At 72.9% G+C, this 24,053-nt stretch carries 26 protein-coding genes; 20 read left to right on the top strand and 6 right to left on the bottom strand.

The genetic code is table 11. The features are described from left to right. Positions 1–215, bottom strand: a 215-nt coding sequence (locus tag HF577_RS14775) for an FAD-dependent oxidoreductase (RefSeq protein ID WP_246266375.1), incomplete at its 3' end; no start/stop codon positions are given. Between the two features lie 148 nt (positions 216–363). Between HF577_RS14775 and HF577_RS14770 the strand changes: the two genes are divergently transcribed. The 3 genes from HF577_RS14770 to HF577_RS14760 are packed head-to-tail and all read left to right on the top strand — an operon-like array spanning position 364 to position 3,489. After that, entirely contained in the window at positions 364–1,434 is a 1,071-nt protein-coding gene (locus HF577_RS14770) for a Bug family tripartite tricarboxylate transporter substrate binding protein (RefSeq protein WP_169396414.1), read from the top strand. Next, positions 1,431–1,967, top strand: a complete 537-nt coding sequence (locus HF577_RS14765) for a tripartite tricarboxylate transporter TctB family protein (protein ID WP_169396413.1) — start codon at positions 1,431–1,433, stop codon at positions 1,965–1,967. The genes HF577_RS14770 and HF577_RS14765 overlap by 4 nt, the downstream gene beginning before the upstream one ends. 1 nt (position 1,968) lies before the next feature. Next, the gene (locus tag HF577_RS14760; protein ID WP_312859140.1) at positions 1,969–3,489 is read left to right on the top strand and encodes a tripartite tricarboxylate transporter permease; all 1,521 of its coding nucleotides are present in this window, start codon (positions 1,969–1,971) and stop codon (positions 3,487–3,489) included. Positions 3,490–3,531: 42 nt separating this feature from the next. On the opposite strand, the gene HF577_RS14755 is transcribed toward HF577_RS14760, so the two are convergent. Further along, positions 3,532–4,365 (bottom strand): class I SAM-dependent methyltransferase, encoded by an 834-nt coding sequence (locus HF577_RS14755; protein WP_169396412.1) that lies wholly within the window; start codon positions 4,363–4,365, stop codon positions 3,532–3,534. A 159-nt stretch (positions 4,366–4,524) separates the two neighbouring features. Between HF577_RS14755 and HF577_RS14750 the strand changes: the two genes are divergently transcribed. From HF577_RS14750 to HF577_RS14735, 4 genes are read left to right on the top strand one after another with little or no spacing between them, the layout of a single operon-like run. Further along, entirely contained in the window at positions 4,525–5,409 is an 885-nt protein-coding gene (locus HF577_RS14750) for an ABC transporter permease (RefSeq protein WP_312859139.1), read from the top strand. Continuing rightward, positions 5,406–6,263: an ABC transporter permease gene (locus HF577_RS14745; RefSeq protein WP_312859138.1), complete on the top strand. Its 858-nt coding sequence runs from the start codon at positions 5,406–5,408 to the stop codon at positions 6,261–6,263. The genes HF577_RS14750 and HF577_RS14745 overlap by 4 nt, the downstream gene beginning before the upstream one ends. After that, entirely contained in the window at positions 6,247–7,017 is a 771-nt protein-coding gene (locus HF577_RS14740) for an ABC transporter ATP-binding protein (RefSeq protein WP_312859137.1), read from the top strand. The genes HF577_RS14745 and HF577_RS14740 overlap by 17 nt, the downstream gene beginning before the upstream one ends. A gap of 32 nt (positions 7,018–7,049) precedes the next feature. After that, entirely contained in the window at positions 7,050–8,018 is a 969-nt protein-coding gene (locus HF577_RS14735) for an ABC transporter substrate-binding protein (protein WP_169396411.1), read from the top strand. A gap of 1 nt (position 8,019) precedes the next feature. Here the strand turns inward: HF577_RS14735 and HF577_RS14730 are convergent, their stop codons facing one another. After that, on the bottom strand, positions 8,020–8,808 hold the full coding sequence (locus HF577_RS14730) for an IclR family transcriptional regulator (protein WP_169396410.1): 789 nt from the start codon (positions 8,806–8,808) through the stop codon (positions 8,020–8,022). 59 nt (positions 8,809–8,867) lie between these two features. On the opposite strand from HF577_RS14730, the gene HF577_RS14725 reads away from it, so the two are divergent. The 5 genes from HF577_RS14725 (at position 8,868) to HF577_RS14705 (ending at position 14,331) form a co-directional block, all read left to right on the top strand. Further along, positions 8,868–10,157 carry an FAD-dependent oxidoreductase gene (locus HF577_RS14725; RefSeq protein WP_169396409.1) on the top strand — a complete coding sequence of 430 codons (1,290 nt, stop codon included), beginning with the start codon at positions 8,868–8,870 and terminating at the stop codon, positions 10,155–10,157. Then, positions 10,154–11,272, top strand: a complete 1,119-nt coding sequence (locus tag HF577_RS14720) for a cupin domain-containing protein (protein WP_169396408.1) — start codon at positions 10,154–10,156, stop codon at positions 11,270–11,272. The genes HF577_RS14725 and HF577_RS14720 overlap by 4 nt, the downstream gene beginning before the upstream one ends. 14 nt (positions 11,273–11,286) lie before the next feature. Next, on the top strand, positions 11,287–12,165 hold the full coding sequence (locus HF577_RS14715; protein WP_169396407.1) for a fumarylacetoacetate hydrolase family protein: 879 nt from the start codon (positions 11,287–11,289) through the stop codon (positions 12,163–12,165). Between the two features lie 196 nt (positions 12,166–12,361). After that, complete coding sequence (locus HF577_RS14710) at positions 12,362–13,054, top strand: response regulator transcription factor (protein WP_169396406.1); 693 nt, start codon at positions 12,362–12,364, stop codon at positions 13,052–13,054. Beyond that, the gene (locus HF577_RS14705) at positions 13,051–14,331 is read left to right on the top strand and encodes a sensor histidine kinase (protein ID WP_169396405.1); all 1,281 of its coding nucleotides are present in this window, start codon (positions 13,051–13,053) and stop codon (positions 14,329–14,331) included. The genes HF577_RS14710 and HF577_RS14705 overlap by 4 nt, the downstream gene beginning before the upstream one ends. A gap of 12 nt (positions 14,332–14,343) precedes the next feature. Here HF577_RS14705 and HF577_RS14700 read toward each other — a convergent pair whose 3' ends face one another. Further along, entirely contained in the window at positions 14,344–14,853 is a 510-nt protein-coding gene (locus tag HF577_RS14700; RefSeq protein ID WP_312859136.1) for an Lrp/AsnC family transcriptional regulator, read from the bottom strand. A gap of 62 nt (positions 14,854–14,915) precedes the next feature. Between HF577_RS14700 and HF577_RS14695 the strand changes: the two genes are divergently transcribed. Beyond that, positions 14,916–15,776, top strand: a complete 861-nt coding sequence (locus HF577_RS14695; RefSeq protein WP_246266373.1) for an EamA family transporter — start codon at positions 14,916–14,918, stop codon at positions 15,774–15,776. A 10-nt stretch (positions 15,777–15,786) separates the two neighbouring features. Here the strand turns inward: HF577_RS14695 and HF577_RS14690 are convergent, their stop codons facing one another. Further along, the gene (locus tag HF577_RS14690; protein ID WP_246266372.1) at positions 15,787–16,365 is read right to left on the bottom strand and encodes a CGNR zinc finger domain-containing protein; all 579 of its coding nucleotides are present in this window, start codon (positions 16,363–16,365) and stop codon (positions 15,787–15,789) included. A 72-nt stretch (positions 16,366–16,437) separates the two neighbouring features. On the opposite strand from HF577_RS14690, the gene HF577_RS14685 reads away from it, so the two are divergent. Next, complete coding sequence (locus HF577_RS14685; protein ID WP_407692208.1) at positions 16,438–17,628, top strand: MFS transporter; 1,191 nt, start codon at positions 16,438–16,440, stop codon at positions 17,626–17,628. A 142-nt stretch (positions 17,629–17,770) separates the two neighbouring features. Next, entirely contained in the window at positions 17,771–18,340 is a 570-nt protein-coding gene (locus HF577_RS14680; protein ID WP_246266371.1) for a TetR/AcrR family transcriptional regulator, read from the top strand. Positions 18,341–18,358: 18 nt separating this feature from the next. On the opposite strand, the gene HF577_RS14675 is transcribed toward HF577_RS14680, so the two are convergent. After that, entirely contained in the window at positions 18,359–19,525 is a 1,167-nt protein-coding gene (locus HF577_RS14675; protein WP_169396400.1) for a uroporphyrinogen decarboxylase/cobalamine-independent methonine synthase family protein, read from the bottom strand. A 386-nt stretch (positions 19,526–19,911) separates the two neighbouring features. On the opposite strand from HF577_RS14675, the gene HF577_RS14670 reads away from it, so the two are divergent. Genes HF577_RS14670 through hypF form a run of 5 tightly spaced genes read left to right on the top strand, consistent with a single transcriptional unit; the run spans position 19,912 to position 24,040 of the window. Further along, the gene (locus tag HF577_RS14670; protein WP_169396399.1) at positions 19,912–20,355 is read left to right on the top strand and encodes a helix-turn-helix transcriptional regulator; all 444 of its coding nucleotides are present in this window, start codon (positions 19,912–19,914) and stop codon (positions 20,353–20,355) included. Beyond that, a complete protein-coding gene (locus tag HF577_RS14665; RefSeq protein ID WP_312859134.1) occupies positions 20,312–20,839 on the top strand; it encodes an SIS domain-containing protein in 528 nt (175 codons plus the stop codon). The genes HF577_RS14670 and HF577_RS14665 overlap by 44 nt, the downstream gene beginning before the upstream one ends. Continuing rightward, positions 20,836–21,093, top strand: coding sequence for a HypC/HybG/HupF family hydrogenase formation chaperone (locus HF577_RS14660; RefSeq protein WP_169396398.1), 258 nt, complete (start codon positions 20,836–20,838; stop codon positions 21,091–21,093). Before HF577_RS14665 ends, HF577_RS14660 begins: the two co-directional genes overlap by 4 nt. After that, positions 21,084–21,743: a D-sedoheptulose-7-phosphate isomerase gene (locus HF577_RS14655; RefSeq protein WP_169396397.1), complete on the top strand. Its 660-nt coding sequence runs from the start codon at positions 21,084–21,086 to the stop codon at positions 21,741–21,743. The genes HF577_RS14660 and HF577_RS14655 overlap by 10 nt, the downstream gene beginning before the upstream one ends. Next, a complete protein-coding gene (hypF, locus tag HF577_RS14650) occupies positions 21,740–24,040 on the top strand; it encodes a carbamoyltransferase HypF (RefSeq protein ID WP_312859133.1) in 2,301 nt (766 codons plus the stop codon). The genes HF577_RS14655 and hypF overlap by 4 nt, the downstream gene beginning before the upstream one ends. The last annotated feature ends 13 nt before the right edge of the window (positions 24,041–24,053 follow it).

Raw genomic sequence — 24,053 nt, 5'->3', positions numbered from 1 at the left:
TCGTCGTCGAGCAGGTCGGCGACCTCGGCGAGCCCGTGGTGCGCGATCCGCACCGCGCCTGCCGTGTAGTAGCTGTTGCCGCCTGCCGTGGCGGCGTCGCCCTTCTCCAGCAGTAGCACCCGCCTGCCCCGCTCGGCGGCGGCGTGTGCCGCGCTGAACCCGGCGTTCCCCCCGCCCACGACGACGACGTCGACGGACTCGTCGGTCACCGGCATCGCTGTCCCACCCCCGTGTTCGCCCACCACCACTTGTCCCCGGGTCGCCATCACTGTATGCAACTGTCGACCATGCGTGACGAATGCGGCACTCGATCCGGTGTCGGACATTCGGGCGCCGGTGCCAGGCACGAGTGAGGAACGGTGGATGGAGCGACGACGCTCGACGGCCGCGGCCGACGACCAGGGTGAGCCGGGTGCGGGCCGCGCCGGGCCGCGCCGCCGCTGGTACCGCTTCGCCCCGCTCGCGGTGGCCGCCGTGGTGACGGGCGCGGTGGTGGTCACCGCTCCGGTGGACACCGCGGGCTCGGGAGGCTCCGCACTGCGGGACGTGATCGGCGAGCGCCAGCTGCGGATCATGGCTCCGGCCGCTCCCGGTGGGGGCTGGGACCAGACCTCGCGCGAGATGCAGGGTGCGTTGCGGGAGCTCGTCGGGCGCACCGAGGTCTACAACGTGGCCGGGGCGGGCGGCACGATCGGGCTGAGCCAGTTCGTGCGGCGCACCGCTGACCCGACCGAGCTGATGACCACCGGGCTGATCATGGTCGGGGCGGTGGAGGCCAACGGCTCCCCGCACTCGCTCGCCGACACCACGCCGCTGGTCCGGCTCACCACCGACTACCAGGTGGTGGTGGTCGCGGCGGGCTCGCCGCTCACCGACGTGGCCGGCCTGGTGAGTGCGATGCGCGCCGACATCGCGGCCGTGTCGATCTCGGGCGGGTCGGCGGGAGGCGCCGAGCAGATCCTCGCCGGCCTGCTGGCGAAGGCCGTCGGAGCCGACCCGGCGAAGGTCAGCTACGTGGCGCACTCGGGTGGTGGGGAGGCCCTCACGACCCTCCTGTCCGGTCGCTCGACGATCGGCGTCTCCGGCGTCTCCGAGCTGCAGTCCCAGATCGAGGCGGGCACGGTGCGCGCCCTCGCGGTGTCGAGCCCGGAGCGGCTGCCCGGCTTGCCCGACGTGCCGACGCTGCGTGAGAGCGGCGTGGACGTGGAGCTGCAGAACTGGCGCGGCGTCGTCGCGCCCGCCGGCATCAGCCCGGAGCAGGAGCAGGCGCTGGAGGGACTGCTGGTGGACATGACCCGCACCGACGCCTGGCGGGAGGCGCTCGACCGCCGCGGCTGGGGGGACGCGACGCTCGCCGGCCCGGAGTTCGAGGAGTTCGTCCGGACCGAACAGGACCGGGTGTCACGGGTGCTCGACGAGATCGGACTGGGATGAGCGACGCAACGACCAGCCGGGAGACCGCGCAGCCGGCTCCCGACCCGACGCCCCCCGCGCCGGGGAGCGTGGACCGCGGCACCGTGCTCGCGTCCGCGGCCTTCGGCGCGCTCATGCTGGTGGCCGCCGTGCTCGTGATCGTGGACGCGGTGCGGCTGCCGGACACCACGGCCGTGGTGGGACCGGCCGCGGTGCCACTGCCGGTCGGGGTGCTCCTCGGCGCCGTCGGCGCGGGCCTGCTGGTGGACTCCCGCCTCAAGCTCCGGGTGGCCGTGAGCGGTCCACCGTGGCAGTCCCGGGCGGGGCTGCGCGTGCTCGCGCTGGTCGCGGCGCTGGTGGCGTTCGCCCTGCTGCTCCCGCTGCTGGGCTACGTCGTGACGGCGACGGCGTTGTTCGTGGCGGCGGCCCTGCTGCTGGGTGCCCCCCGCGGCTGGCAGGTCGTGGCGTACGGGTGGGCGCTGGCCGCCACCGTCTTCCTGGTCTTCGACCGGCTGATCGGGCTCACCCTGCCCGCCGGTCCGTGGGGGTTCTGAGGTGGACCAGCTCGGGCTCCTCCTCGAGGGATTCGCCGGCGCGCTGACGCCGGAGCACCTGATGTGGGCGCTGATCGGCGTGACCATCGGGACCGCGGTCGGGGTGCTTCCCGGCATCGGCCCGGCACTGACGGTCGCATTGCTGCTGCCCATCACGTTCCGGCTCGAGCCCTCCAGCGCGCTCATCCTGTTCGCCGGCATCTACTACGGCGGGATGTACGGCGGCTCGACCACGTCGATCCTGCTCAACACCCCGGGTGAGAGCGCGTCGATGATCTCCGCGCTGGAGGGCAACAAGATGGCGCGGGCCGGGCGGGCGGCGGCCGCCCTGTCCACCGCGGCGCTCGGCAGCTTCGTCGCCGGCACCATCGGCACGGTGGCGCTGACGTTCCTGGCGCCGGTCGTGGCCGACTTCGCGACGGGCTTCGGGCCACCGGAGTACGTGGCGCTGATGGCCGTGGCGTTCGTGACGGTGAGCGCGCTGCTCGGGCCCAACCTGCTCAAGGGCGTGGCCAGCCTGCTGGTCGGCGTGACGATCGGGCTGATCGGGATCGACTCGCAGACCGGCCAGCCCCGGCTGACCTTCGGCGTCGACGCGCTGCTGGACGGCATCGACGTCGTCATCGTCGTGGTCGCGCTCTTCGCGCTCAGCGAGGCCTTCGGGCACCTGCTCACCGGCACCGGGCACTCCACCGTGCAGCCGCTGCGGGAGCGCCTGATGCTGTCCCGGTCGGACTTCCGCCGGTCCTGGCCGGCCTGGCTGCGCGGCACGGCGCTCGGGTTCCCCATCGGCAGCCTCCCCGCGGGTGGCGCCGAGGTGCCGACCTTCCTCAGCTACAGCGTCGAGAAGAAGCTGACCCGCCACCCCGAGGAGTTCGGCCACGGTGCCATCGAGGGCGTCGCCGGGCCGGAGTCGGCGAACAACGCCGCCGCGGCAGGCGTGCTCGTGCCGCTGCTGACGATCGGGCTGCCCACGTCGGCCACGGCCGCGGTGATCCTCACCGCGTTCCAGTCCTACGGGCTGCAGCCGGGCCCGCAGCTGTTCACCGAGTCCGGGCCGCTGGTCTGGACGCTGATCGCGAGCCTGTACGTCGGCAACGTCATGCTGCTGGTGCTCAACCTGCCGCTGGCCCGGGTGTGGGCGAGGCTGCTGCAGATCCCGGCGTACGGGATCTACGCCGGTGTGCTGGTGTTCGCCACCCTCGGGGCCTTCGCCGCGGGCGGCACCACCGTCGACCTGCTGGTGCTGTGCGGGCTGGGCCTGCTCGGGCTGCTGATGCGCCAGGCGGGAGTGCCGGTGGCACCCGCCGTGGTCGGGCTCATCCTCGGACCGATCGCCGAGCAGCAGCTGCGCCGGGCACTCACGCTGTCGGAGGGCGACCCGTCGATCCTCGTGTCGTCGCCGATCACGGTGTTCCTGTGGGTGGTGGTGGCACTGGCGCTGCTCATCCCGGTCGTGCTGCCGGTGGCCAGGAAGCGCCGCCGCGCCCTCGTCAACGTGGGTGACGGCGAGGAGAGCTGACGCGCAACGCCCGCGAGTCGCCCGTTTTTCGCCCGCGAGTCGCTAGAAGCGGTACCGCAGGATCCGGCCGACGTCGCGGAAGCCCGGGAGCCGGGCGAGCACCCACATGCTCGCCCGGCCGGAGCGGGGGAGCTCCTCCACACCCGGCATGTCGACGCTGCGCAGCGCGTCGAGGCACTCCAGCCCGTCGTGCCAGCTCTCGAGCTCCCGCGGGTCGTCGATCGCCCAGTGCAGGGTGGCGCCCGAGTTGCGCACCGCAGGCACGAACCGCTGCAGCCGGATGCCCAGGGAGCCGTAGCAGTCGAAGAGCAACTGCCCCGTGGGGAACCGCCCGGTGATGCGCTCGACGAGCCGCCTGCCGTCCTGCTTGCGCAGGTACATGGTCAGACCCTCGAAGACCGCGACGGTGGGGCGGTCGGCGGGTACGTCGTCGAGCCACCCGTCGTCGGTCACGGACGCGCCGACCGTGCGGTAGTCACCCGCGGGTGCCGGCAGCAGGCGGTCGCGCACGGCGATCACCTCCGGGTGGTCGACGTCGACCCAGCGGACCGACGGCGGCAGGTCCAGCCGCTGCACCCGGGTGTCGAGCCCGCAGGCGAGGTGCAGCACCGTGGCGTGCGGGTGGGCGGCCAGGAACTGCGCGGTCCACCGGTCGAGCTGCCGGGCCCGCAGCGCGACGCCGGCCCCGGAGGTGGCGGTCATCCCGGTCCTGGCGAAGTCGTAGTCGATGCGCCGCACCGCGTCGTCGGCTGCCCGGTCGTGCAGGATCGGGTGCGGCGAGCGGCTGTCGAGGGCCCGGCCGTAGAGGGTGGCGAGCATCGTCTCCGGCGCGCCGGTGAGGATGATCTTCTCGCGGTCCGCCCCGGGCTCGATCATGCCGTGACGGTAGCCCAGATCCGGCTAATTCGACATACAGGAACTTCTGGGCCCGGATATAGCCCTCTGCGGGTTCCGCATATACCTTTCGCCCCGGATGGGTGGCTCCGGCCACACTGCGATGCGGCCCCGTGTTCTGCCGCCGAGGGAGGACGCCAGGTGCAGCTGTCGACGACCGGCACCGCTGCGCCGGGGGAGCCTGCGGCGGCCCCGCCCACGGCACGGCGTGGCGTCGCGCGGGACGGTTCCCGGCTGCGCACCGCGGATCTGGGGCTGCGTCGCCTGGGTCTGGGCCTCGCCGGAGTGGTCGCCGTGGTCCTCCTGCTCGAGATCGTGGTCCGCGTCGGACTGCTGCCGCAGGCCTGGTTCCCGCCGCCGTCGGAGATCTTCCCCGACTTCGCCGGGCTCGTCACCACCGGTGAGCTGTTCGTCCCGCTCGGCCAGACGCTGCAGGGCTGGGTGCTCGGCATCCTCGCCGCCACCGTCGTCGCCGTCCCGCTGGGCGTGCTGATCGGGTCGCTGGAGCTCGCCCACCGGCTGACGCGCTTCATGCTCGAGTTCCTCCGGCCGATCCCGCCGGTCGCGCTCATCCCCGCCGCCGTGCTGATCTTCGGGTCGAACCTCGACATGAAGGTCTTCCTGATCGCCTTCGGCACCTTCTGGCCGGTGCTGCTGCAGACGGTCTACGGCGTCCACGACGTCGACCCGACCGCCCGCGACACCGCCCGGTCCTACGGGCTCGCGCCGCGGGCGGTGCTGCTGCGGGTCACGCTGCCCAGCGCGCTGCCCTACATCGCCACCGGCCTGCGGATCGCGTCCGCGATCGGGCTCATCCTCGCCGTCACGAGCGAGATCGTGGTCGGCGTGCCGGGCATCGGCGTCCGGATCACCGACGCCCAGTCCGCGGGCGGCGCCGAGGCCCTCATGTACGCCTGGATCCTCGCCGCCGGCCTGCTCGGGTGGGTGCTCAACGGCGCTCTCCAGATGGCCGAGCGGCGGCTCCTGCACTGGCACCCGTCCTTCCGCCCCGGAGGTGGCCGGTGATCCGCAACCGCATCACGGACTGGGCGCTCGCGCTCGTCCTGCCCGTCCTGCTGCTCGTGGCCTACGACGGCTGGGCGCGCACGGCCGACGACTTCTTCTTCCCGCCGCTGTCGGAGATCGGCGGTACCTTCGCCGACGAGTGGCTCTTCACCCGCATCCCCACCGACCTGCTCCCCAGCCTCGTCAGGATGCTCGCGGGCTTCGCGCTCGCCGTCCTCATCGGTGTCGCACTCGGCACGCTGCTCGGGTTCTCCCGGACGCTGTCGACGGCGCTGGACCCGGTGCTGCAGTTCCTCAGGGCGCTCCCGCCGCCCGCGCTGATCCCGGTCTCGCTGCTGGTGTTCGGCGCGGGCGACAGCGCCAAGGTCTTCCTGATCGCGCTCGGCGCGGTGTGGCCGGTGCTGCTCAACACCGTGGACGGGGTGCGTGGGGTCGACCGCACCGCACTGGACATGGCCCGCTCGTACCGGGTGCCTGCGCACGCGCGGCTCACCCGGCTGGTCCTGCCGGCCGCGCTGCCGCGGATCTTCGCGGGCGCCCGCACCGCGCTGGGCATCGCGATCATCCTCATGGTGGTCAGCGAGCTGATCGGGGCCGACAACGGCGTCGGGTACGTCGTCCAGCTCGCGCAGCGCGGGTTCGACATCCCGGAGATGTGGGCGGGCACCGTGCTGCTCGGCCTGCTCGGGTTCAGTGCCAACGCGCTGTTCGTCGCGGTCGAGAGACGCGTCCTGCACTGGCACCTCGCCATCTCTGGAAGGGCGACCACCGGCCGGGCGAGCAGCGCACCGCGCCGTCGCTCCCGACGCACCACCCCGAACCCGACGGAGGCAGCCGGTGCTCGACGTCCGTGACCTGACCAAGACCTACGACCCGGCGGGCACGCCGGCGATGGCCGACCTGACGTTCACCGTGGGCGAGCGCGAGTTCGTCTGCATCGTCGGGTCGTCGGGCTGCGGCAAGACGACGATGCTGCGCTGCCTGTCCGGCCTGGTCGCCCCGACGTCCGGCACCGTGACGCTCGACGGCGTGCCGGTCGACGGGCCGCCGAAGGACATGGCGTTCGTCTTCCAGGACTACAGCCGCTCCCTGCTGCCGTGGATGACCGTCGCCGGGAACGTGGGCTTCCCGCTGCCCTACAAGGGCCTGTCGAAGGCGCAGGTCGCCGCGGCCACCGCCGAGGCGCTGGCCGCCGTCGGTCTCGCCGACCGCGGCGACAGCTACCCGTGGCAGCTCTCCGGCGGGATGCAGCAGCGCGTCGCCATCGCCAGGGCGCTGGCCTACCAGCCCCGCATCCTACTGATGGACGAGCCGTTCGCCTCCGTCGACGCGCAGACCCGCGCCGACCTGGAGGACCTGCTGCTCGACATCTGGCGCCGCTACGACATCACGATCCTGTTCGTCACCCACGACATCGACGAGGCCGTGTACCTCGCGCAGCGGGTGCTGGTGCTGCGCAGGCCCGCCCACGTGCACGAGGTCGTCGAGATCGACCTGCCGGCGGAGCGCGACCAGCTGGCCACCAAGCAGCTGCCGCGGTTCGGCGAGCTGCGCTCGCACGTCCTGTCGAGCCTGCGCGCGCCCGACCCGGCCGTCCTCCCCGGCTGATCCCTCCTCCCCGATCTCCCCGAAAGGCACCGATGAAGACCTGGTCACGCCTCGGCGTCGCCGTCGCCGCCGCGGCACTGCTCACCACCGCCTGTGGCGGCGGTTCCGGCTCGGCCCCGCAGGCGGGCGCGGACGGACTGACGACGCTGCGCATCGCGGAGACGGCGGGGGCACCGCTGAACTTCCTCACCTACGGCGACGAGCAGGGTCACTTCGCCAAGGCCGGGATCGACCTCGAGATCTCCTCGTCCAGCGGCGGGGCCACCGTGATCCCGCAGCTGGTGAGCGGCGACCTCGACGTCGCGGGCTCCAACGTCGTGTCCGGGATCATCGCGATCAGCCAGGGCCTGCCGATCCGGATGGTGGCCGCAGGCACCAGCACCTCCGTCGACCCGGCCCAGGACTTCTCGGCGCTCATGGTCGCGCCGAGCAGCGCCGTGACGGGGATCGGCCAGCTCGCGGGGCAGAAGATCGCGGTCAACAGCCTGCGCAACATCAACGACATCGTGCTCGGGCACCAGCTGCAGCAAGCCGGGCTGACCTACGACAGCGTGCAGTTCGTCGAGATCCCGTTCCCGGACATGGCGCCGGCGATCCAGCGCGGGGACGTGGCCGCCGGCATGCTCATCGAGCCGTTCATCACGGTGGCGGAGGGGCAGGGCCTGAAGATCATCGGTCGCCCGTACACCGACCTGCGGCCCGGCCTGCAGATCGGCACCTACCTCATGAGCGAGAAGCTGGTGGGCTCCGACCCCGAGCTGGTGACGAAGTTCCAGCAGGCCGTGAAGGCCACCGCCGACTCCATCGCCGCGGACCCGCAGTCGTTCCGCTCCGCGCTGCCCAGGATCAGCCAGACCGATCCGGCACTGGCCGAGAAGGTGCGGATCAACCAGTGGCGGGGGACGACAGACCGGGAGTCGCTGGAGCTGGTGATGGGGCTGATGGTGGACTACAAGCTGGTCGACGCCCCGGTCGACCTCGACCAGGCGGTGGTGGGCTAGGTCAGTGGGGTGAGCGGAGCCGTTCGTGCACCAGCTCGGCCCCGCGCAGCACGGCCGGGGCGAGCGCCCGGATCGCCTCGGCGCTGCCCATCCGGCTGCTCGGGGCCGCGACGCCGAGCCCGGCCAGCGGCTGCCCGACGGTGTCGCGCAGTGCCACGGCCACCGCGCACACCCCGTCGGCGCTCTCCTCCCAGTTCAGGGCGTAGCCCTGGCCGCGGATGCGGGACAGCTCGGCCTGCAGGACCGCGCGGCTGGTGAGCGCCGCCCCGGTGGTGGCGGGCGGCAGCTCCTCGTGGGGGTAGCGGCGGTCCAGCTCGGCGGCCGACAGCCCGGCGAGGATCGCCTTGCCGACGGCCGAGGCGTGCGCGGGCCGGACCACGCCGGTGCGGTTGCCCACCCGGACCGACCGCGGGCTCTCCACGCAGTCGACGAACCGGATCGACGTACCCTCCAGCACGGCCAGGCTCACCGTCTCCTGGGTCTGTTCCCGCACGTCCTCCAGCACGGGCCGGGCGACGCGGCGGATGTCGATGCGGCTGACCGCGGCCAGGCCGATCTCCACCAGCGCGGGCCCGGGCCGGTAGGCGCCGTTGGGCCGGTCCTGCATCACGAACCCGCGCCGGCGCAGGGCGGTGAGCAGCCGGTGCGCGGTGGAGCGGGCGACGCCCAGCAGGTCGGCCGCCTCGGCCACCCGCAACGCCTGGCGCTCACCGATCAGCTCGAGAAGCCACAAGGCGTTGTCCACCGAGGTGGTCGGCGTCCCATGGTCGGCCGGCCTGTTGTTCGACATGCAGGAACAATAGCCAACCGCCTTCTCTCAGAACGGAATGGATGTCTAGCCTCAGGGCCATGATCTGGGATCCCGCCACTGCCGCGCCGGTGAGCCCCGAGCGTCCGGTCGTCGTCGTCGGCGGCGGTCCGGTGGGAATGACCGCCGCCGCCGCGCTGGCCGCCGAGGGTCTGCCCGTCGCACTGGTGGAGCTCTCGCCCGAGCCGCGTCCGGACTGGCGGGCCAGCACGTTCCACGCCGCCACCCTGGAGCTCCTCGAGACGATCGGGATCACCGACCGGATGCACGCCGAGGGGCTGGTCGTCCCCACCTACCAGTTCCGGGACCGCCGCGACGGGCTGATCGCCCAGTTCGACTTCCGCCTGCTGGCCGACGAGACCCGGTTCCCCTACCGGCTGCAGCTCAACCAGCAGCATCTCGTCCGGATGCTCGCCGAGCGGCTCCAGCGCGACGAGCGCGTCCGGCTGCTCTTCGGCACCCGGCTGACGGGCCTGGACATCACCGCGGACGGGGCGCGGCTGCAGCTGTCCTCCCCGGCGGGGGAGCGTGAGCTCCTGGCCTCGTACGTGATCGGCGCGGACGGGCCACGCAGCACCGTCCGCGGCGAGCTGGGCGTCGGCTTCGAGGGCTTCACCTACCCCGAGCGCTTCGCGATCACGAGCACGTCGGTCGACCTGCAGGAGCTGCTGCCCGACCTGGGTCACGTCAACTACGTCGCCGACCCGCAGGAGTGGCTGTTCATCCTGCGGACGCCGGAGTCGTGGCGCGTGGTGTGGCCGGTGCCGGAGGACCTCTCCGCCGACGAGGCGAGCGCACCGGAGCGGCTGCAGAGCCAGCTGCAGCGGGTGGCGCCCTACGAGCCCGGCTACCCCGTGATCGACCACCAGCTCTACAACGTCCACCAGCGGGTGGCTGCGGCCTTCCGCGTGGGTCCGGTGCTGCTGGCCGGGGACGCGGCCCACATCAACTCGCCCGTCGGCGGGGTCGGGCTCAACTCGGGGATCCACGACGCGATGGACGCCGCGCGCCGGCTGGGCCGGATCGCCGCGGCCGCCGGGCACGGCCTGCCGGACCGCGGTGTCGACATCGAGGCCGAGCTGGCCACCTACGACCGCGTCCGGCGCACGGTTGCGGTGGAGTACGTCCAGGCCGACACTCAGCGCAACACCGACCGCCTGCGCGAAACGGACGAGGCCGTCCGGCGCAGCCACCAGGACGACATGCGGGCAATTGCCGCCGACCCCGAGCGGGCACGGGCCTACATTCGGCGGGTGTCCCTCCTCGAGAGCGTGCAGCGCTTCGGGGTCGGCACGCCACCTGCAGAGCTGGAACTGGAGGAAGCCAGATGACCGTCAACCCGGTCGAGACGGACGCGGCACTCGAGGAGTTCTACAGCGACCTGTCCGCGGTCGACCTCGCCCCGTTGTGGACCATCACCGAACAGCTGCTCACCCCGACCCCCCGGCCGAGGGCCGTTCCCTGGCTGTGGTCGGCGGCGACGATGAAGCCGCTGGCCCGCCGCGCCATCCAGCTCGTGCCCGTGGAGCGCGGCGGCGAGCGGCGGGTGCTCAGCCTGCAGAACCCCGGTCTCTCCGGCCTGCCCTACGCCGCCGGGACGCTCTGGGGCGCGCTGCAGTGCCTCGGCCCGCGGGAGGTCGCGCCCGCGCACCGCCACTCGCCCGGGGCGATCCGGTTCGTGCTGGAGGGCGAGGGCGTCTTCACCACCGTCAACGGCGACGCCTGCGACATGCACCCCGGCGACCTGGTGCTCACCCCGTCGATGAACTGGCACGACCACGTCAACGCAGGCGACGGGGAGATGTTCTGGTTCGACGGCCTGGACCTGCCGATGGTGTCGGCCCTCGACAGCATCTTCTTCGAGTCCTACCCCGGGCCCGGGGAGAGCCAGCCGGAGCCCGCCGAGCACAACGTGTCGGAACGGGTGCACGCCGGCGGCGTCCGCTACACCGACGGCGCCGTCTCCGACGTGCTGAGCCCGCAGCACTCGAAGCTCATGATCTACCGGTGGGCCGACACCGTCGCCGAGCTCGACCGCCTGACCGCGGCCTCCGAGGACCCGCTGCTGTCGGTGGAGTACACCGACCCGGAGTCCGGGGCGAGCGTCATGCCCACGATGTCGTGTGCGGCCTACCGGGTGCGGGCCCGCGCCCACAGCCTTCCGGTGCGCCGCACCGGCAACTCGGTGCACGTCGTGTTCAGCGGCCACGGTTCCAGCGTGATCGACGGACGGCGCTTCGACTGGGGGCCCGGCGACATGTTCGTGGTGCCGTCCTGGTCGGCCGTCGAGCACTTCGTCGACACCGAGCACTTCGCCGAGGGGACCGAGGAACACGCCGAGGTGTTCGTCGTCTCCGACGCACCGGTGCTTCGCGCGCTGGGCCTGTACCGCGAGCAGACGCTGACTGCTCCCCAACCGGTGACCGACCTCTTCTCCCCCCGCTGACTCCTGGAGCGTTCGTGAAGCTCGCGCTGTTCGACGACTACCGGCTCGGTGTCGTCCGGTCCTCCCCGGACGGTGACGTGATCGTCGACGTCACCGCCGCACTGCCCGGCCCGCACGACCCCGACCCGGTGACGGCCGGCTGGTGGCGGGGCCTCGCCCGCGACTTCGACGAGCTCTCCGGGGCGTTGCGCGCCGCGGCGGAGGACGGCCGGGCCCGGCCCGTCTCCGAGGTGGTACTGCACGCGCCCGTGCTCGGCCCGTCCAAGGTGATCGCCGCGGCGAGCAACTACGGCGAGCACGTCGCCGAGATGCACGTCGTGCAGGAGCGCACCCTCGGTCGCGTCGAGGCCTGGATGATGGACTTCGACGTCTTCCTCAAGGCGCCGTCGTCGATCGTTGGGCCGGGCGGGCGGATCGTGCTCCCGCGCGACGTCGTGGCCGCCGGCCACGAGGTGCACCACGAGTCGGAGCTGGTCGTGGTGATCGGCCGCGGCGGCAAGGACATCCCGGTCGAGAAGGCGATGGACGCGGTCCTCGGGTTCACCGCGGGCCTGGACATCACGGTCCGCAGCGCCGCGGACCGCTCCCGCCGCAAGAGCTACGACGGGTTCAGCCCGCTCGGGCCCTACCTCGTCACCACCGACGAGCTCGGCGACGGCTCGGACCTCGACATCCGCCTCACGTCCGGCGGCACCGTCCGCCAGTCGGTGAACACCCGGGACATGCTCACCCCGGTGCCGGCGATCGTCGCCTACGCCTCCTCGGTGATGACCCTGCTGCCCGGCGACGTGCTCTTCACGGGAGCTCCGCCCGGGGTCGGCCCCATCACCGCCGGTGAGCAGCTGGACATGTCGATCAGCGGGATCGGGGCGATGACGGTCACCGTGGCCTGAGATGGGCGCGCGGCGATTCCGGTCCGGCCGCCGTGGACGGGCGGCGGCCGGACCGGTCAGGGGAGCGGCGGCGGGGTAGGAACCGTCATCGGTCGGCACATCAGAACAGCCGAACCCGAAAACCCTCGGAAACCGCAGCGAAGACGGACCGAAAGAACACGTGGGAGGAGCGCGGCATTCTCGCTACCGTCGGGCCATGCGCTTGCTGCTGGTCGAGGACGACGCCGACCTCGCGAGCGCGCTGCGCGTCGGTCTCGGGCGGGCGGGCTACGCGGTCGACATCGCGCTGACCGGCGGCGACGCGGCCGCCAAGCTCGCCGTGAACACCTACGACCTGCTGGTGCTCGACCTCAACCTGCCCGACGTCGACGGCTTCACGCTGTGCCGTCACGTCCGCGACGGCAGCATCGCCGGCCCCGGCGGCACCGAGCTGCGGATCCTCATGCTCACCGCCCGGGGCGAGCTGACCGACCGCGTCCGGGGCCTCGACGAGGGCGCTGACGACTACCTCGTGAAGCCCTTCGCGCTGCCCGAGCTGCTGGCCAGGGTGCGGGCGCTGCTGCGCCGCGACACCAGCGGCGGAACGTCCGTGCTGACCGTCGGCGAGCTGTCGCTCGACGACGGCCGCAACATCGCCAGCCGGGGGAGCCGTGAGCTGACGCTGACCCGCAAGGAGTTCGCCGTGCTGCGCTACCTGATGAACCGGCCGGGTCACGTCGTGTCGGCCGAGGAGCTGCTCGACCACGTGTGGGACGAGAACGCCGACCCGTTCACCCAGACCGTGCGGGTGACGGTCGGGACGTTGCGTCGCAAGCTCACCCGGGACGGCGAGCAGCCGGTGATCGAGACCGTGATCGGGCGCGGGTACCGGCTGCGGGAGCCGGCGTGACCACCGCCGCCCGGGGGTGGGCGGGACACCTGCGGCCCCCGTGGACCCGCACGATCCGCTTCCGGCTGGCCGCGACCTACTCACTGGTGCAGTTCGGTGTGGTCGCACTGGTCCTGGTCGCGGTCTACGTGGTGATGTACCGCAGCGTCGACGCCGCGCCGCTCGACCCGATCACGGTGGAGAAGGTGACGGAGGTCGGTGGACAGCTCCAGCTGCGCGAGGGCCAGGAGTTCCAGGCGGCCGACCTCGCCGGCGTCCAGCGGGCGGTCAACTTCCAGACTCTGGAGAAGCTGCGCGGCGCACTGGTCCTGGTGCTCGGCGTCATGCTGGTCGCGAGCTTCGGCGTGGGCTGGTGGCTGGCCGGCCGGGTGCTGCGTCCGGTGCGACGGGTCACGGCCACGGCGCGGGAGATCACGGCCACGGACCTGTCGCGTCGCATCGCACTCGACGGTCCGCAGGACGAGCTGCACGACCTCGCCGACACCGTCGACGACATGCTCGGCCGACTGGACCGGGCCTTCTCCGCCCAGCGGCAGATGATCGACGACGCCTCCCACGAGCTGCGCACCCCCCTCGCCGTCATCCAGGTCAACCTCGACGCCGTGCTGTCGCGCGACGACGTCGGGGCGGCCGAGCGGCAGCGCGCGAGCACCGTGGCCGGCCGGGCCGTCCAGCGGATGGGCACCCTCATCGGGGACCTGCTCGCCGCGGCGCGCCGGACCGCGCCCGCCTTCAGCGAGACCGACGTGGACCTCACGCTCGTCGCCGCCGAGGCTGCGGACGGGTTCGCGCTGCTGGCCGACAGCGGTGGCCACGAGCTGGTACGCCGCCTGGAGCCGGGGCTGGTGCTGATCGGCGACGCCGAGTCGCTGCGCCGCGCCGCGGACAACCTGCTGTCCAACGCGCTGCGCGCATCGCCGCCGGGCCGGGAGGTCCTGATCGCCACGGGGCGGCGCGCAGGCTGGGCGTGGCTGGCCGTCCGCGACCGCGGCCCGGGCATCACCGCCGAGCACCAGGAGCGGGTGTTCGACCGCTTCTGGAGAGGCCCCGACGGGACCGGGCGCCGCGACCGTGGAACCGGCCTCGGGCTGGCGATCGTCCGTCAGGTGGTGGAGAGCCACGGCGGCAGCATCGCGGTGCACAGCGTTCCCGGTGCGGGCGCGACCTTCGTGCTGTGGTTCCCGCTGCGGGCGGCGGGTGTGTCGCCGCGGCCGCCGCGGCCGCCGGAGCTCAATCCGGTGGAGTCGGATCCGAGCCTGCCCGCCGCACCGTCCTGACCCGGGGTGTCGCTACGCCGGCTCGGTGGTCGCACCGGCCTGCGGGTGTCGCGGCGGGACGGGCGTCGACACCACGAAGGAGCTCGTGGTCTGCCCGTGCAGCAGGAACCGGTCGAGGACGGCCTCGAGGGCGTCGATGTCTGGAATGTGCACCTTGAGGAGGAAGCAGTCCTCGCCCGAGATGCGGTGGCACTCGCTGACCTCGGGCACGCGCCGGGCGAGCTCGCTGATCTTCTGGAGCTGACCGGGACCGGGCCGCACCCGCACCCACGCCGTGACCGGCAGCCCGATCGCAGCCGGGTCGATGTCGAGGCGGTAACCGCGGATCACACCGGTCTGCTCGAGCCGTGCCACGCGCTCCCGTACCGCGGGAGCCGACATCCCGACCCGGCGCGCGAGCTCGGCGCTGCTCTGGCGAGGGTCCTCCGTCAACAGGGCGAGGATGCGCCGGTTGACCTCGTCGAGCAGTGACTTTCCATCCGGAAGGCCATTCGGGGGGCGGGGCGTGCCGGTCGTGGTCACAACGCCTACTCCACCTTTCGATGCCCATGGCCCACCCGATCGCAGCCTTCGACGATAGGACCATGGACGAAACCCGGGTCCCGCCGCACGTGTATTTCCTCGTCAGCGCGGTGTTCCACTACCTCGGACCCGCGTTCGCGGTGCTGCTCTTCGCGCGGGTCGACGTGCTCGGTGTGGCCTGGCTGCGGATCGCGGCGGCGGCGCTCGTCTTCGCGCTGTGGCGCAGGCCATGGCGTGTGTGGCTGCGGCTCGACCGTGCCACCCGGTGGCTCCTCGTCGGCTGGGGAGCGGTGCTGGCCGTGATGAACAGCGTCTTCTACCTCGCGATCGACCGATTGCCACTCGGAACGGTCGCGGCGATCGAGTTCGTGCCCGTGATCGCGCTGGCCGCGCTGGCCGCCCGCACCGGGCGCAACGCGGTCGCGCTGCTGCTGGCCGTGGTGGGGGTCTGGCTGCTGACCGACGTACGGTTCGTCGCCGAGCCGTGGGGGTTCGTGTTCGCCGCCGCCAACGCGGTGCTGTTCGCGTTCTACATCGTGCTCGGGCACCGGGTGGCGCAGAGCCCGCAGGTGCGAGGCATCGAAGGCCTCGCCCTGTCCATGCTGGTGGCCGCCGTCGTCGCGCTGCCGACGGGCGTGGTGGACGCCGCGCCCGCGTTCGCCGACCCGGTCGCGCTCGCCGCGGGGATCGGGGTCGGAGTGTCGTCATCGGTGATCCCCTACGTCTGTGACCAGCTCGCAATGGCGCGTCTGCGCCGCGCGACCTACGCCCTGATGGTGTCGCTGCTGCCGGCAACTGCGACGGTGATCGGGATCGTCGTGCTGGTCCAGGTACCGAGCGCCGTCGAGATCCTGGGAGTCGTGCTGGTGGTGGCGGGGGTGGCCGTCCACCGGGAGCGGCGGGCGACGGCGCAGCCGACGTGAGGGCTGGACGTCACAGGCGGCCGGCGGCCCGGCGGCGGGCCCGGTGGTTGGCCACGTTGATCCGGTTGCCGCAGACCTCCGGGACGCAGTAGCGCCTGCGTCCGGCCCGGCTGGTGTCGACGAACATCCCGGTGCAGATCGGTGAGGCGCAGTGGCGGAACCTGTCGAACCCGAGGGTGCGCAGCACGGAGAGCAGGGCGGTGGCCGTCAGGAGCGCGAGCTCGTCACCCACGCCGGCGCCGTCGCGGGAGCCGACCTCCCAGCGCCATCGCCCCTCGGCGTCCACCCGCAGCGCGGGTCCCGTTCCGGCGGCCGCGCTGAGGACACCCGCGCGGGCGGCTGCCTCCCCGGCGTCCGGGGCGTCGAGCAGGTCGCGCAGTGTCCGGCGCAGGGCGTGCACCGAGGCGACGTCGGCGGGGGAGAGCGGGACGGTGCCGCCGTCCAGCGCGTCCAGGCGCAGGTCGTGCGCGGTGAGGAAGGCCAGCAACGCGTCGGGGTCGGCGAGGGTGTCGCCCGTGTTCACCATCACCTCGGGGGCGGTGTTGACGAGGTCCGTGGCCACGGCCGCTCCCAGCACGTAATCGTCCAACAGGACTTGCACCTCTTACACGCCCTTCGTAAGGTAATGGATGAAGAGACCTTACATCCCTTTCGAGAGGTGATGGCCGTGCCGGGCTCGACATCCGTCGCATCCCGGGTCCGCCCGGGGTCGGTGCTGCTGGGCCTGCTGGCCGTCGCCCTCAACCTGAGGGCCGCGCTGGCCGGTTACCCGCCGCTGCTGGAGGGCGTCCGCTCCGACCTCGGGATCTCTGCGGCCGAGGCGGGCTTCGTGCAGACCGCGGCGGTCCTGATGATGGCGGCCGGGTCGTTCGCCGGTCCCGCGCTGGGAGTCCGGCTGGGTTCCGAGCGCGCGCTCGGTGCCGCGGTGGGCCTCGTCGCGGCGGGCAGTCTTGCCCGCGGCGTCCCCGCGATCGTCGCGCTGATCGGAGGCAGCCTGCTGGTCGGGTTCGGCATCGGGCTCGCCGGCGTACTCCTGACCGGCGTGGTGAAGGAGTACCTCCCCGCGCGGGCGGGCGCCGTGACCGGCGGCTACGTGGTGGCGATGATGGTGGGGGCCACCGTGGCCAGCGCGGTGGCGGTGCCGCTCGCCGTGGTCGTCGGCGGCTGGTCGCTGGCGCTGGCCGGGTGGGCCGTACCGGCGGTGCTGGCGCTGGCCGGCTGGAGCGCGGTCACGCGCGGCGTACCCGCCGCTGCGGCGGCACCGGCGCGCCCGCGCCTGCCGTGGCGCGACGGGTTCTCCCGCCTGGTGGCCTGTCACCAGGCCGGCGCGTCGCTGATCGTGTACGGCTGGATGACCTGGCTCGCGCCCTACGTCTCGAGCCTGGGGTGGAGCGGGGAGCGGGCCGGCCTGCTGCTCGCGGTGTGGGCGATGGCGCAGATCCCGGGGGCGTTGTTCCTCCCGGCACTGGCCGAGCGGCACCGCCGCTGGGGGTTCTGGTCGGCGGTGGCGCTGGCCTGCACCGCCGTCGGCACGGCGGGGCTGCTGCTGGCCCCCGCGAACCCGGCGGCCGGGCCGTGGCCGTGGGTGGTGCTCATCGGGATCGGGTCCGGTGCCGGTTTCCCGCTCGGGCTCGCCGTGGTCGCGTGGCGGACTCCGGACGCCGCTGCCAGCGCGGCGACCAGCGGTATGGCACTGGGCGTCGGGTACACCGTCGCCGGGCTCGGACCGCTGCTGATGGGGCTGCTCGTCGACCTGGCGGGCGGCTACCCGCCTGCCATCGCCGTGCTGCTCGCCGCCGCGGCGGTGCAGGCTTTCGCGGTCGTGCGGATCAGCCGGTCCGGTCACCGCTGACAACCGTGCCGTCTGTGCCGCGGCACGTCACCGGAACGCCACGGCGCGACCCGTTTGCCGCCCGATCGGGGAGGTATCGTTTCGGCGAACCACGGCGGAACGGATGCGGGTGACGACAACGGGTAGTGACGGTTCCCGACGCTTGCCGGAGAGTGGCGGCGAGCGGATCCGCCGCGCCGCCTATGAGCTGTTCAGCCGCAACGGCGTGCGGGACGTCGGTGTGGATGCCGTGATCGCTCGCGCCGGCACCGCGAAGATGACGTTGTACCGCAACTTCCCGTCGAAGGACGACCTGATCCTCGATTTCCTCCGCCGCCGTGAGCGGCTGTGGACCGAGGAATGGCTCCAGCACGAGAGCCAATTGCGTGGCACGCGCCCCCAGGATCAGCTGCTGGCCATCTTCGACCTGTTCTCGGAATGGTTCGAGCGGCCCGATTTCGAGGGCTGCGCCTTCCTCACCACCATGATGGCGGTCAACGACAAGGGCAGCCCCGTGTTCCAGGCGAGCGTGGCGCACCTCGCGCGCATCCGGGGCTACCTCCGGGAGCTCGCCGAGGCCGCGGGCGTGGCCGACCCGGACCAGGTGGCCCGGCAGTGGCACGTGCTGATGAAGGGCTCCATCATGGCGGCCCACGAGGGCGATGCCGGCGCGGCGTCGGCCGCCCGTGAGCTGGGAGTGCTGCTGCTCCGGGCCCACGGCGTCCCGGACTGACCGGGCGTCGCGCACCCCTCAGAGGCCCAGCTTCTCGGCGGCCAGGCGGGCACCCTCCACGCGGGAGGTGATCTTCTGGAAGGCCACGTCCCTGGCGTAGTCGGGTGAGCCGTGGTTGGGCTTCTCGTCGATGGAGAACGGGGAGAACCCGCAGTCGTCGGTGGAGCCGAGCTGTTCCCTCGGGATGAAGTTGGCCGCCCGGATGAGCTGGTCGGCGATCTCCTGCGGGCTCTCGACCCGCGGGTTCTGCGGGTTGGTGACGCCGATGTAGGCCATCTGCGCGACACCGTCGGCGTCGGAGCGCAGGTTCTTGCCGATGGTCGCGTAGACGGGGTCCTTCTCCCGCTCCGACGCGAGCTGGATCAGGAAGTACCCGGCGTTGATGTCGAACATCGTGCCGAGGAGGTTGTTGTAGGGCACATCGGCCGAGTGCACCGAGTCGCGGTCGCCGCCGGGGCAGGTGTGGATGCCGATGGTGCGGCGCTCCTCGGCGGAGAACCGGGCCATCACGCGGTTGTTGAGCTCGATGAAGTGCGGCAGGAGACCGGCTCCGGTCCACGGGTTGCGGGGATCCTCGCGGGTGGCCAGCCGGCCTTCGGTGAAGTCGACCGACACCCGTTCGGCCCCGGCGGCGAAGGCCTCCCGGATGTCCTTCTCGCACTCGTCAACCAGTGCCGCCTCGAACTCCTCGCGGCTGTAGCCCTCCACCGGGTCCTTCAACGGGTAGAGCAGCGCCAGCATCGACGGCGCGATCACGGCCTGCTTCATCGGCCTGCTCGCGTACGGGATCGACTTGCGCAGCGTGTCGGCCGCATGCTGGTTGTAGCGGAACGGTCCGTGTTCCAGCTTCGGCAGCTGACGTCCGTGGCCGTCGGCGAAGATCGCGAAGAACTGGCCGCCCGGGGCCAGTCCCGGTGCCAGCCCGGTGCCGGCCAACGTGTCGGCGATCGGATAGGTGGCGAACGACGACCACCGTTGCTCGCCGTCGGAGATGATCGGTGAGCCGGTGGCCTCGAACCGTTCGATCGAGTCCTTCACCGAGGCGTCCTGCAGCTTCTCGAGGTCATCTTTGTTGATCTCGCCTGCGTCGTACTTCGCGTAGGCCTCCTGCAGTTTCGCGGGCCGGGGCAGTGAGCCCACCGGCTCGGTGGGGACTCCGGTGGCCGTGCGCGGGTCGTAGGCCATTGTGGATCTCCTCCTCGAGAATCCCTGGACACGCGGACGCCGGGCTCGGCGTGATCGACGGACGCGGTACTCGGTGCCGGCGGCGAAGACATGTGAATAGGCAGGACGGCAGAAGGAGACAGGTCTGTCTCACGCATGCGAGGAAAGGGTAGTCGGGTCGGCAGGAACGGTCAACGAGAGGCGCGCGATTACCAGGAACGTTCCCGATCCGGGGCCGATTATCCCGTTCTCGACGGGTTATCGACCGATGTGATAGCCGCTACACCCGGTCGGGGGCCGATGTCGTCCACCCGTGAGACCGACCTGTCTTGTGGTTCGCGTCACACAGTGGGAACATCGGCCAGGTCAGGCGCCCACCACCGCCGACCCGGAGGGCAACGCCCACCATGGCCGAGCTCGAACCGCGCAACTTCCTGCAGCCTTGCCTGCTGCTGCTCCTGCGGGAGCAGCCCGACCACGGCTATGAGCTCGCCGCGCGGCTCCGTCCCATGCACGACGGGGACGGCGACGCCGGCGGGGTCTACCGCGCGCTGCGCAGCCTGGAGCGGCAAGGACTGGTCCGCTCGGAGTGGCACACCTCCGAGGTCGGCCCGGCCCGGCGCACCTACTACGTCACCCCGGACGGGGTGACCTGCCTCGACTCGCTCGCCGACAGCCTCGAGCAGACGCACGAGGCCCTGCACATCTTCCTCGATCGCTACGCCCGGGTGGTCGCCGCCGCCAAGCGGGGATGCCCCGAGGGGAGCCGAATTGACCGTCGAGCTGACAGCTGCGGATACACGAACGGTGTTCACGCGGCGCGACGGGCCGATCGGCCTGCTGGCCACTGACGCGCCCGCGCTCGCCGCCGCCTGCCACGCCATGGCGCGGCGCTTCCACCGCGGGGGCCGCCTGCTCGCGTTCGGCACCGGCTGCTCCGCGGCCGACGCCGCGCACGTGGTGGTGGAGTTCGTGCATCCGGTGATCATCGGCAAACGTGCGCTGCCCGCGCTGTCGCTGCCCGGGGGATCCACCGGGTTCCGGGCCGAGCTCGGTCTGTTCGGCGAGCCCGAGGACATCGCGCTGGGCATCGCGCCCGACGGCGGCGACGCCGCTCTCGCCGACGGCCTGGCGGCGGCGCGGGACCGCGGCCTCCTGACCGTCGCGCTGCTGGGCGGGGAAGGCGGCCTCGTCGCGTCACTCGGGGGCCTCGACCACGTCATCGCAGTGCGCTCCGACGACACCCGCATCGTGCGCGAGGGCCAGGTGACCGTCTACCACGTGCTGTGGGAGCTCGTGCACGTCTTCCTGGACGCGCCGGAGGTGCTGGCATGAACCCGGCTCCCGACCCGCACCCGGGCGAGGTGTGCATCACCTGCTCCGACACGGCGGTGGCGGTCACGGTCACCGCCCTGCTCGGCGACGGGCTCGCCATGGTGGACACCGGCGCGGGGCCGGGCACCGAGGAGGAGGTCAGCGTCGCCCTCGTGGACGCCGTGGTCGGTGACACCGTCCTCGTGCACGCCGGCGAGGCCATCGCCAGGGTGGACCCTTCCGGACCGGCCCGGCACGGAGGCCGATGGTCATGAGCATCGAGTCGCTCTACCCGTTCCTGCACTCCGGGTCCGCCGACCTGGACTCCCTGCTGGCCGACGTCGCGCGTTCCACGGCGGAGAAGGTCGACGAGATCGGGCGGCTGCGCCGCGAGGTGGTGGCCGCCGACGACGCCCGGATGGCGGCCTGCGCCACCGCGATGGCGGAGCGCTTCGAGCGCGGCGGGAGGCTGATGGCCTTCGGCAACGGGGGGTCGAGCACGGACGCGGCAGCCGTGGCCGCGCTCTGTGTCGACCCCGGGCCGGCGTGGCGACCACTGCCCGCCCTCGCGCTCGCGGCCGACGTCGCGACGCTCACGGCGCTGGCCAACGACGTCGGCTTCGAGAACGTCTTCGCCCGGCCGGTGGCCGCGGCCGGCCGCCCGGACGACATCGCGCTGGCCCTGTCCACGAGCGGAGGTTCGGCCAACGTGCTGCGCGGCCTGGCCGTCGCGCACGAGCGGGGCCTGCTCACCGTGGGGCTCGCCGGGTACTCGGGTGGGTCGATGGCCGAGGCTGCCGCGCGCGGGGAGATCGATTACCTCTTCGTGATGCCCTCGGCGTCGGTGCACCGCATCCAGGAGGCGCAGACCACCACCTACCACGTGCTGTGGGAGCTGGTGCAGCGCGCGCTGGGCCGCCCGTGACCGAACCGCCCGCGCAGGTCGAACCGCGGGCCGGGGAGCGGGTGCGGGCCCGGATCCGGGTCAGCGGCATCGTGCAGGGAGTGGGGTTCCGGCCGTTCGTGCACGGCCTCGCCGGGCAGCTGGGGCTGGCCGGGTTCGTGGGCAACGACGAGTCCGGCGTGGTCATCGAGGCGGAGGGCGCCGCGCCTGCCCTGGACGCGCTGCTCGCCGCCCTGCAGGACCGGCCGCCCGCGCTGGCGCTGGTCACCGGCGTCGCCGCCACGGACATGCCGGTGCGCGGGGACACCGCCTTCGCCATCGCCGCCAGCTCCGCCCGCGGCCGCCGGGCCACCCTCGTCCCAGCCGACACCGCCACCTGCGCCGAGTGCGTCGCCGAGCTGCGCGACGCGGCCGACCGGCGCTACCGCCACCCGTTCATCACCTGCACGAACTGCGGGCCCCGGTTCACGATCGTCACCGGGGTGCCCTACGACCGGGCCGCCACCACGATGGCCGGCTTCCCGATGTGCGCGGCCTGCGCCGCCGAGTACCACGACCCGGCCGACCGGCGGTTCCACGCGCAGCCCGTGTGCTGCCCCGGCTGCGGGCCCACCCTGCGGCTGGTCGACGCCACCGGTCGCGAGCTCTCCGGTGAACCGGTCACCGCCGCGGCGCGGCTGCTCGCCGGGGGCGGGGTGCTGGCCGTGAAAGGGCTCGGCGGCTACCACCTGGCGGCCTCGGCCGGGCACGAGCGCGCCGTCGCCGAGCTCCGGGCGCGCAAGCACCGGGAGGACAAGCCGTTCGCGGTGCTGGCCCCGGACCTGGACGCCGCCGGAACGCTCGGCGAGGTCGGGCCGGCCGAGGCGGCGCAGCTGTCGTCCCGGCGCGCGCCCATCGTGCTGCTGCGCAGACGCCCGGGCGCGCCACTGGCCACCGCCGTCGCCCCCGGCAACGACCACGTCGGCGTGCTGCTGCCCTACACGCCCGTGCACCACCTGCTGCTCGACGACCTCGCCGCCCCGATCGTGCTGACCAGCGGCAACGTCTCCGACGAGCCGATCGCCCACCTCGACGACGATGCGGTCACCCGGCTCGCCGGCATCGCCGACGCCTTCCTCACCCACGACCGGCCGATCCGCACCCGGGCCGACGACTCGGTGCTGCGGGTGGTGGCCGGGCGCGCCTACCCGATCCGCCGTTCGCGCGGCTACACCCCGGAGCCCCTGCGGATCGGCGTCGTCGCCGGGGAGCCGGTGCTCGGCTGCGGTGCGGAGCTCAAGAACACGTTCTGCGTGCTGCGGGGCGCGGAGGCGTTCCCGTCGCACCACGTCGGCGACCTGGAGAACGCCGAGACGCTGCGGGCGTACCTCGACGGCATCGAGCACCTCGGACGGCTGCTGGACGTCACGCCCGCGGTGCTCGCCCACGACCTGCACCCGGAGTACCTGTCCACGAAGTACGCGCTCGCCAGGGCCGAGGCGGAGCCGGGCCTGCGGCTGGTCGGGGTGCAGCACCACCACGCCCACCTGGCCGCGTGCCTGGCGGAGAACGGCGAGGCGGGGCCGGCGATCGGCATCGCGTGCGACGGCCTCGGCTACGGCCCGGACGGTGTGCTGTGGGGCGGGGAGGTGTTCGCGGTCTCGCTCACCGGGTTCCGGCGGCTGGCGCACCTGGAGCCGGTGCCGCTGCCGGGCGGAGCCACGGCGATCCGGCAGCCGTGGCGGATGGCCGCGGCCTGGCTGCACGCCACCGGCACCGACCCGGCGGGCCTCGCCGTCGTGGCCCGCAACGGTCCGCTGTGGACACAGGTGGAGCGGCTCCTGGGATCCGGTGTGGACGTCCCGGTCACCACGAGCGCCGGTCGCCTGTTCGATGCCGTCGCGGCTCTCGTCGGGGTCCGGGACCGGGTGAACTACGAGGGCCAGGCGGCCGTCGAGCTGGAGCAGGCCGCGTCGGCGGTGGGGGAGTGCGACGGTTACGCCGTGCGGCTCGACGGCGAGCTGATCCGCGTGGGCGACCTCGTGCGCGCCGTCGTGGCCGACCTCCGGGCAGACACCCCGGCGCCGGTGATCGCCGCCCGTTTCCACGCCGGCCTGCACGACGCGCTCGTGGCCGCGGCCGTGTCGGCCGCCGCGGACACCGGTCTCGACGTGGTGGCCCTGTCCGGCGGGGTGTTCCAGAACATCCGGCTCCTGCAGGGGGTGTCCCGGCGGCTGACCGAGGCCGGGCTGCGGGTGCTCGTGCACTCCCGGGTGCCGTGCAACGACGGCGGGATCAGCCTCGGCCAGGTGGCGGTGGCCGCCGCGACGATCTCCTGACGCGACACGGACA

Origin of the sequence: Pseudonocardia xinjiangensis, assembly GCF_012911925.1 — a bacterium.
GTDB lineage: Bacteria > Actinomycetota > Actinomycetes > Mycobacteriales > Pseudonocardiaceae > Pseudonocardia > Pseudonocardia xinjiangensis.
Note: the sequence above shows the minus strand (reverse complement) of the source record. Positions and strands in the feature narration are given on the sequence as shown.

Bases quoted from the DNA above. Each gene is read 5' to 3' on its own strand.
- HF577_RS14755 (WP_169396412.1), bottom strand. From the start codon at position 4,365: ATGATCGAGCCCGGGGCGGACCGCGAGAAGATCATCCTCACCGGCGCG.
- HF577_RS14765 (WP_169396413.1), top strand. From the start codon at position 1,431: ATGAGCGACGCAACGACCAGCCGGGAGACCGCGCAGCCGGCTCCCGAC.
- HF577_RS14660 (WP_169396398.1), top strand. From the start codon at position 20,836: ATGAACCCGGCTCCCGACCCGCACCCGGGCGAGGTGTGCATCACCTGC.
- HF577_RS14735 (WP_169396411.1), top strand. From the start codon at position 7,050: ATGAAGACCTGGTCACGCCTCGGCGTCGCCGTCGCCGCCGCGGCACTG.
- HF577_RS14725 (WP_169396409.1), top strand. From the start codon at position 8,868: ATGATCTGGGATCCCGCCACTGCCGCGCCGGTGAGCCCCGAGCGTCCG.
- HF577_RS14655 (WP_169396397.1), top strand. From the start codon at position 21,084: ATGGTCATGAGCATCGAGTCGCTCTACCCGTTCCTGCACTCCGGGTCC.
- HF577_RS14685 (WP_407692208.1), top strand. From the start codon at position 16,438: ATGGCCGTGCCGGGCTCGACATCCGTCGCATCCCGGGTCCGCCCGGGG.
- HF577_RS14770 (WP_169396414.1), top strand. From the start codon at position 364: ATGGAGCGACGACGCTCGACGGCCGCGGCCGACGACCAGGGTGAGCCG.
- HF577_RS14670 (WP_169396399.1), top strand. From the start codon at position 19,912: ATGGCCGAGCTCGAACCGCGCAACTTCCTGCAGCCTTGCCTGCTGCTG.
- HF577_RS14720 (WP_169396408.1), top strand. From the start codon at position 10,154: ATGACCGTCAACCCGGTCGAGACGGACGCGGCACTCGAGGAGTTCTAC.
- HF577_RS14695 (WP_246266373.1), top strand. From the start codon at position 14,916: ATGGACGAAACCCGGGTCCCGCCGCACGTGTATTTCCTCGTCAGCGCG.
- HF577_RS14710 (WP_169396406.1), top strand. From the start codon at position 12,362: ATGCGCTTGCTGCTGGTCGAGGACGACGCCGACCTCGCGAGCGCGCTG.
- HF577_RS14730 (WP_169396410.1), bottom strand. From the start codon at position 8,808: ATGTCGAACAACAGGCCGGCCGACCATGGGACGCCGACCACCTCGGTG.
- HF577_RS14675 (WP_169396400.1), bottom strand. From the start codon at position 19,525: ATGGCCTACGACCCGCGCACGGCCACCGGAGTCCCCACCGAGCCGGTG.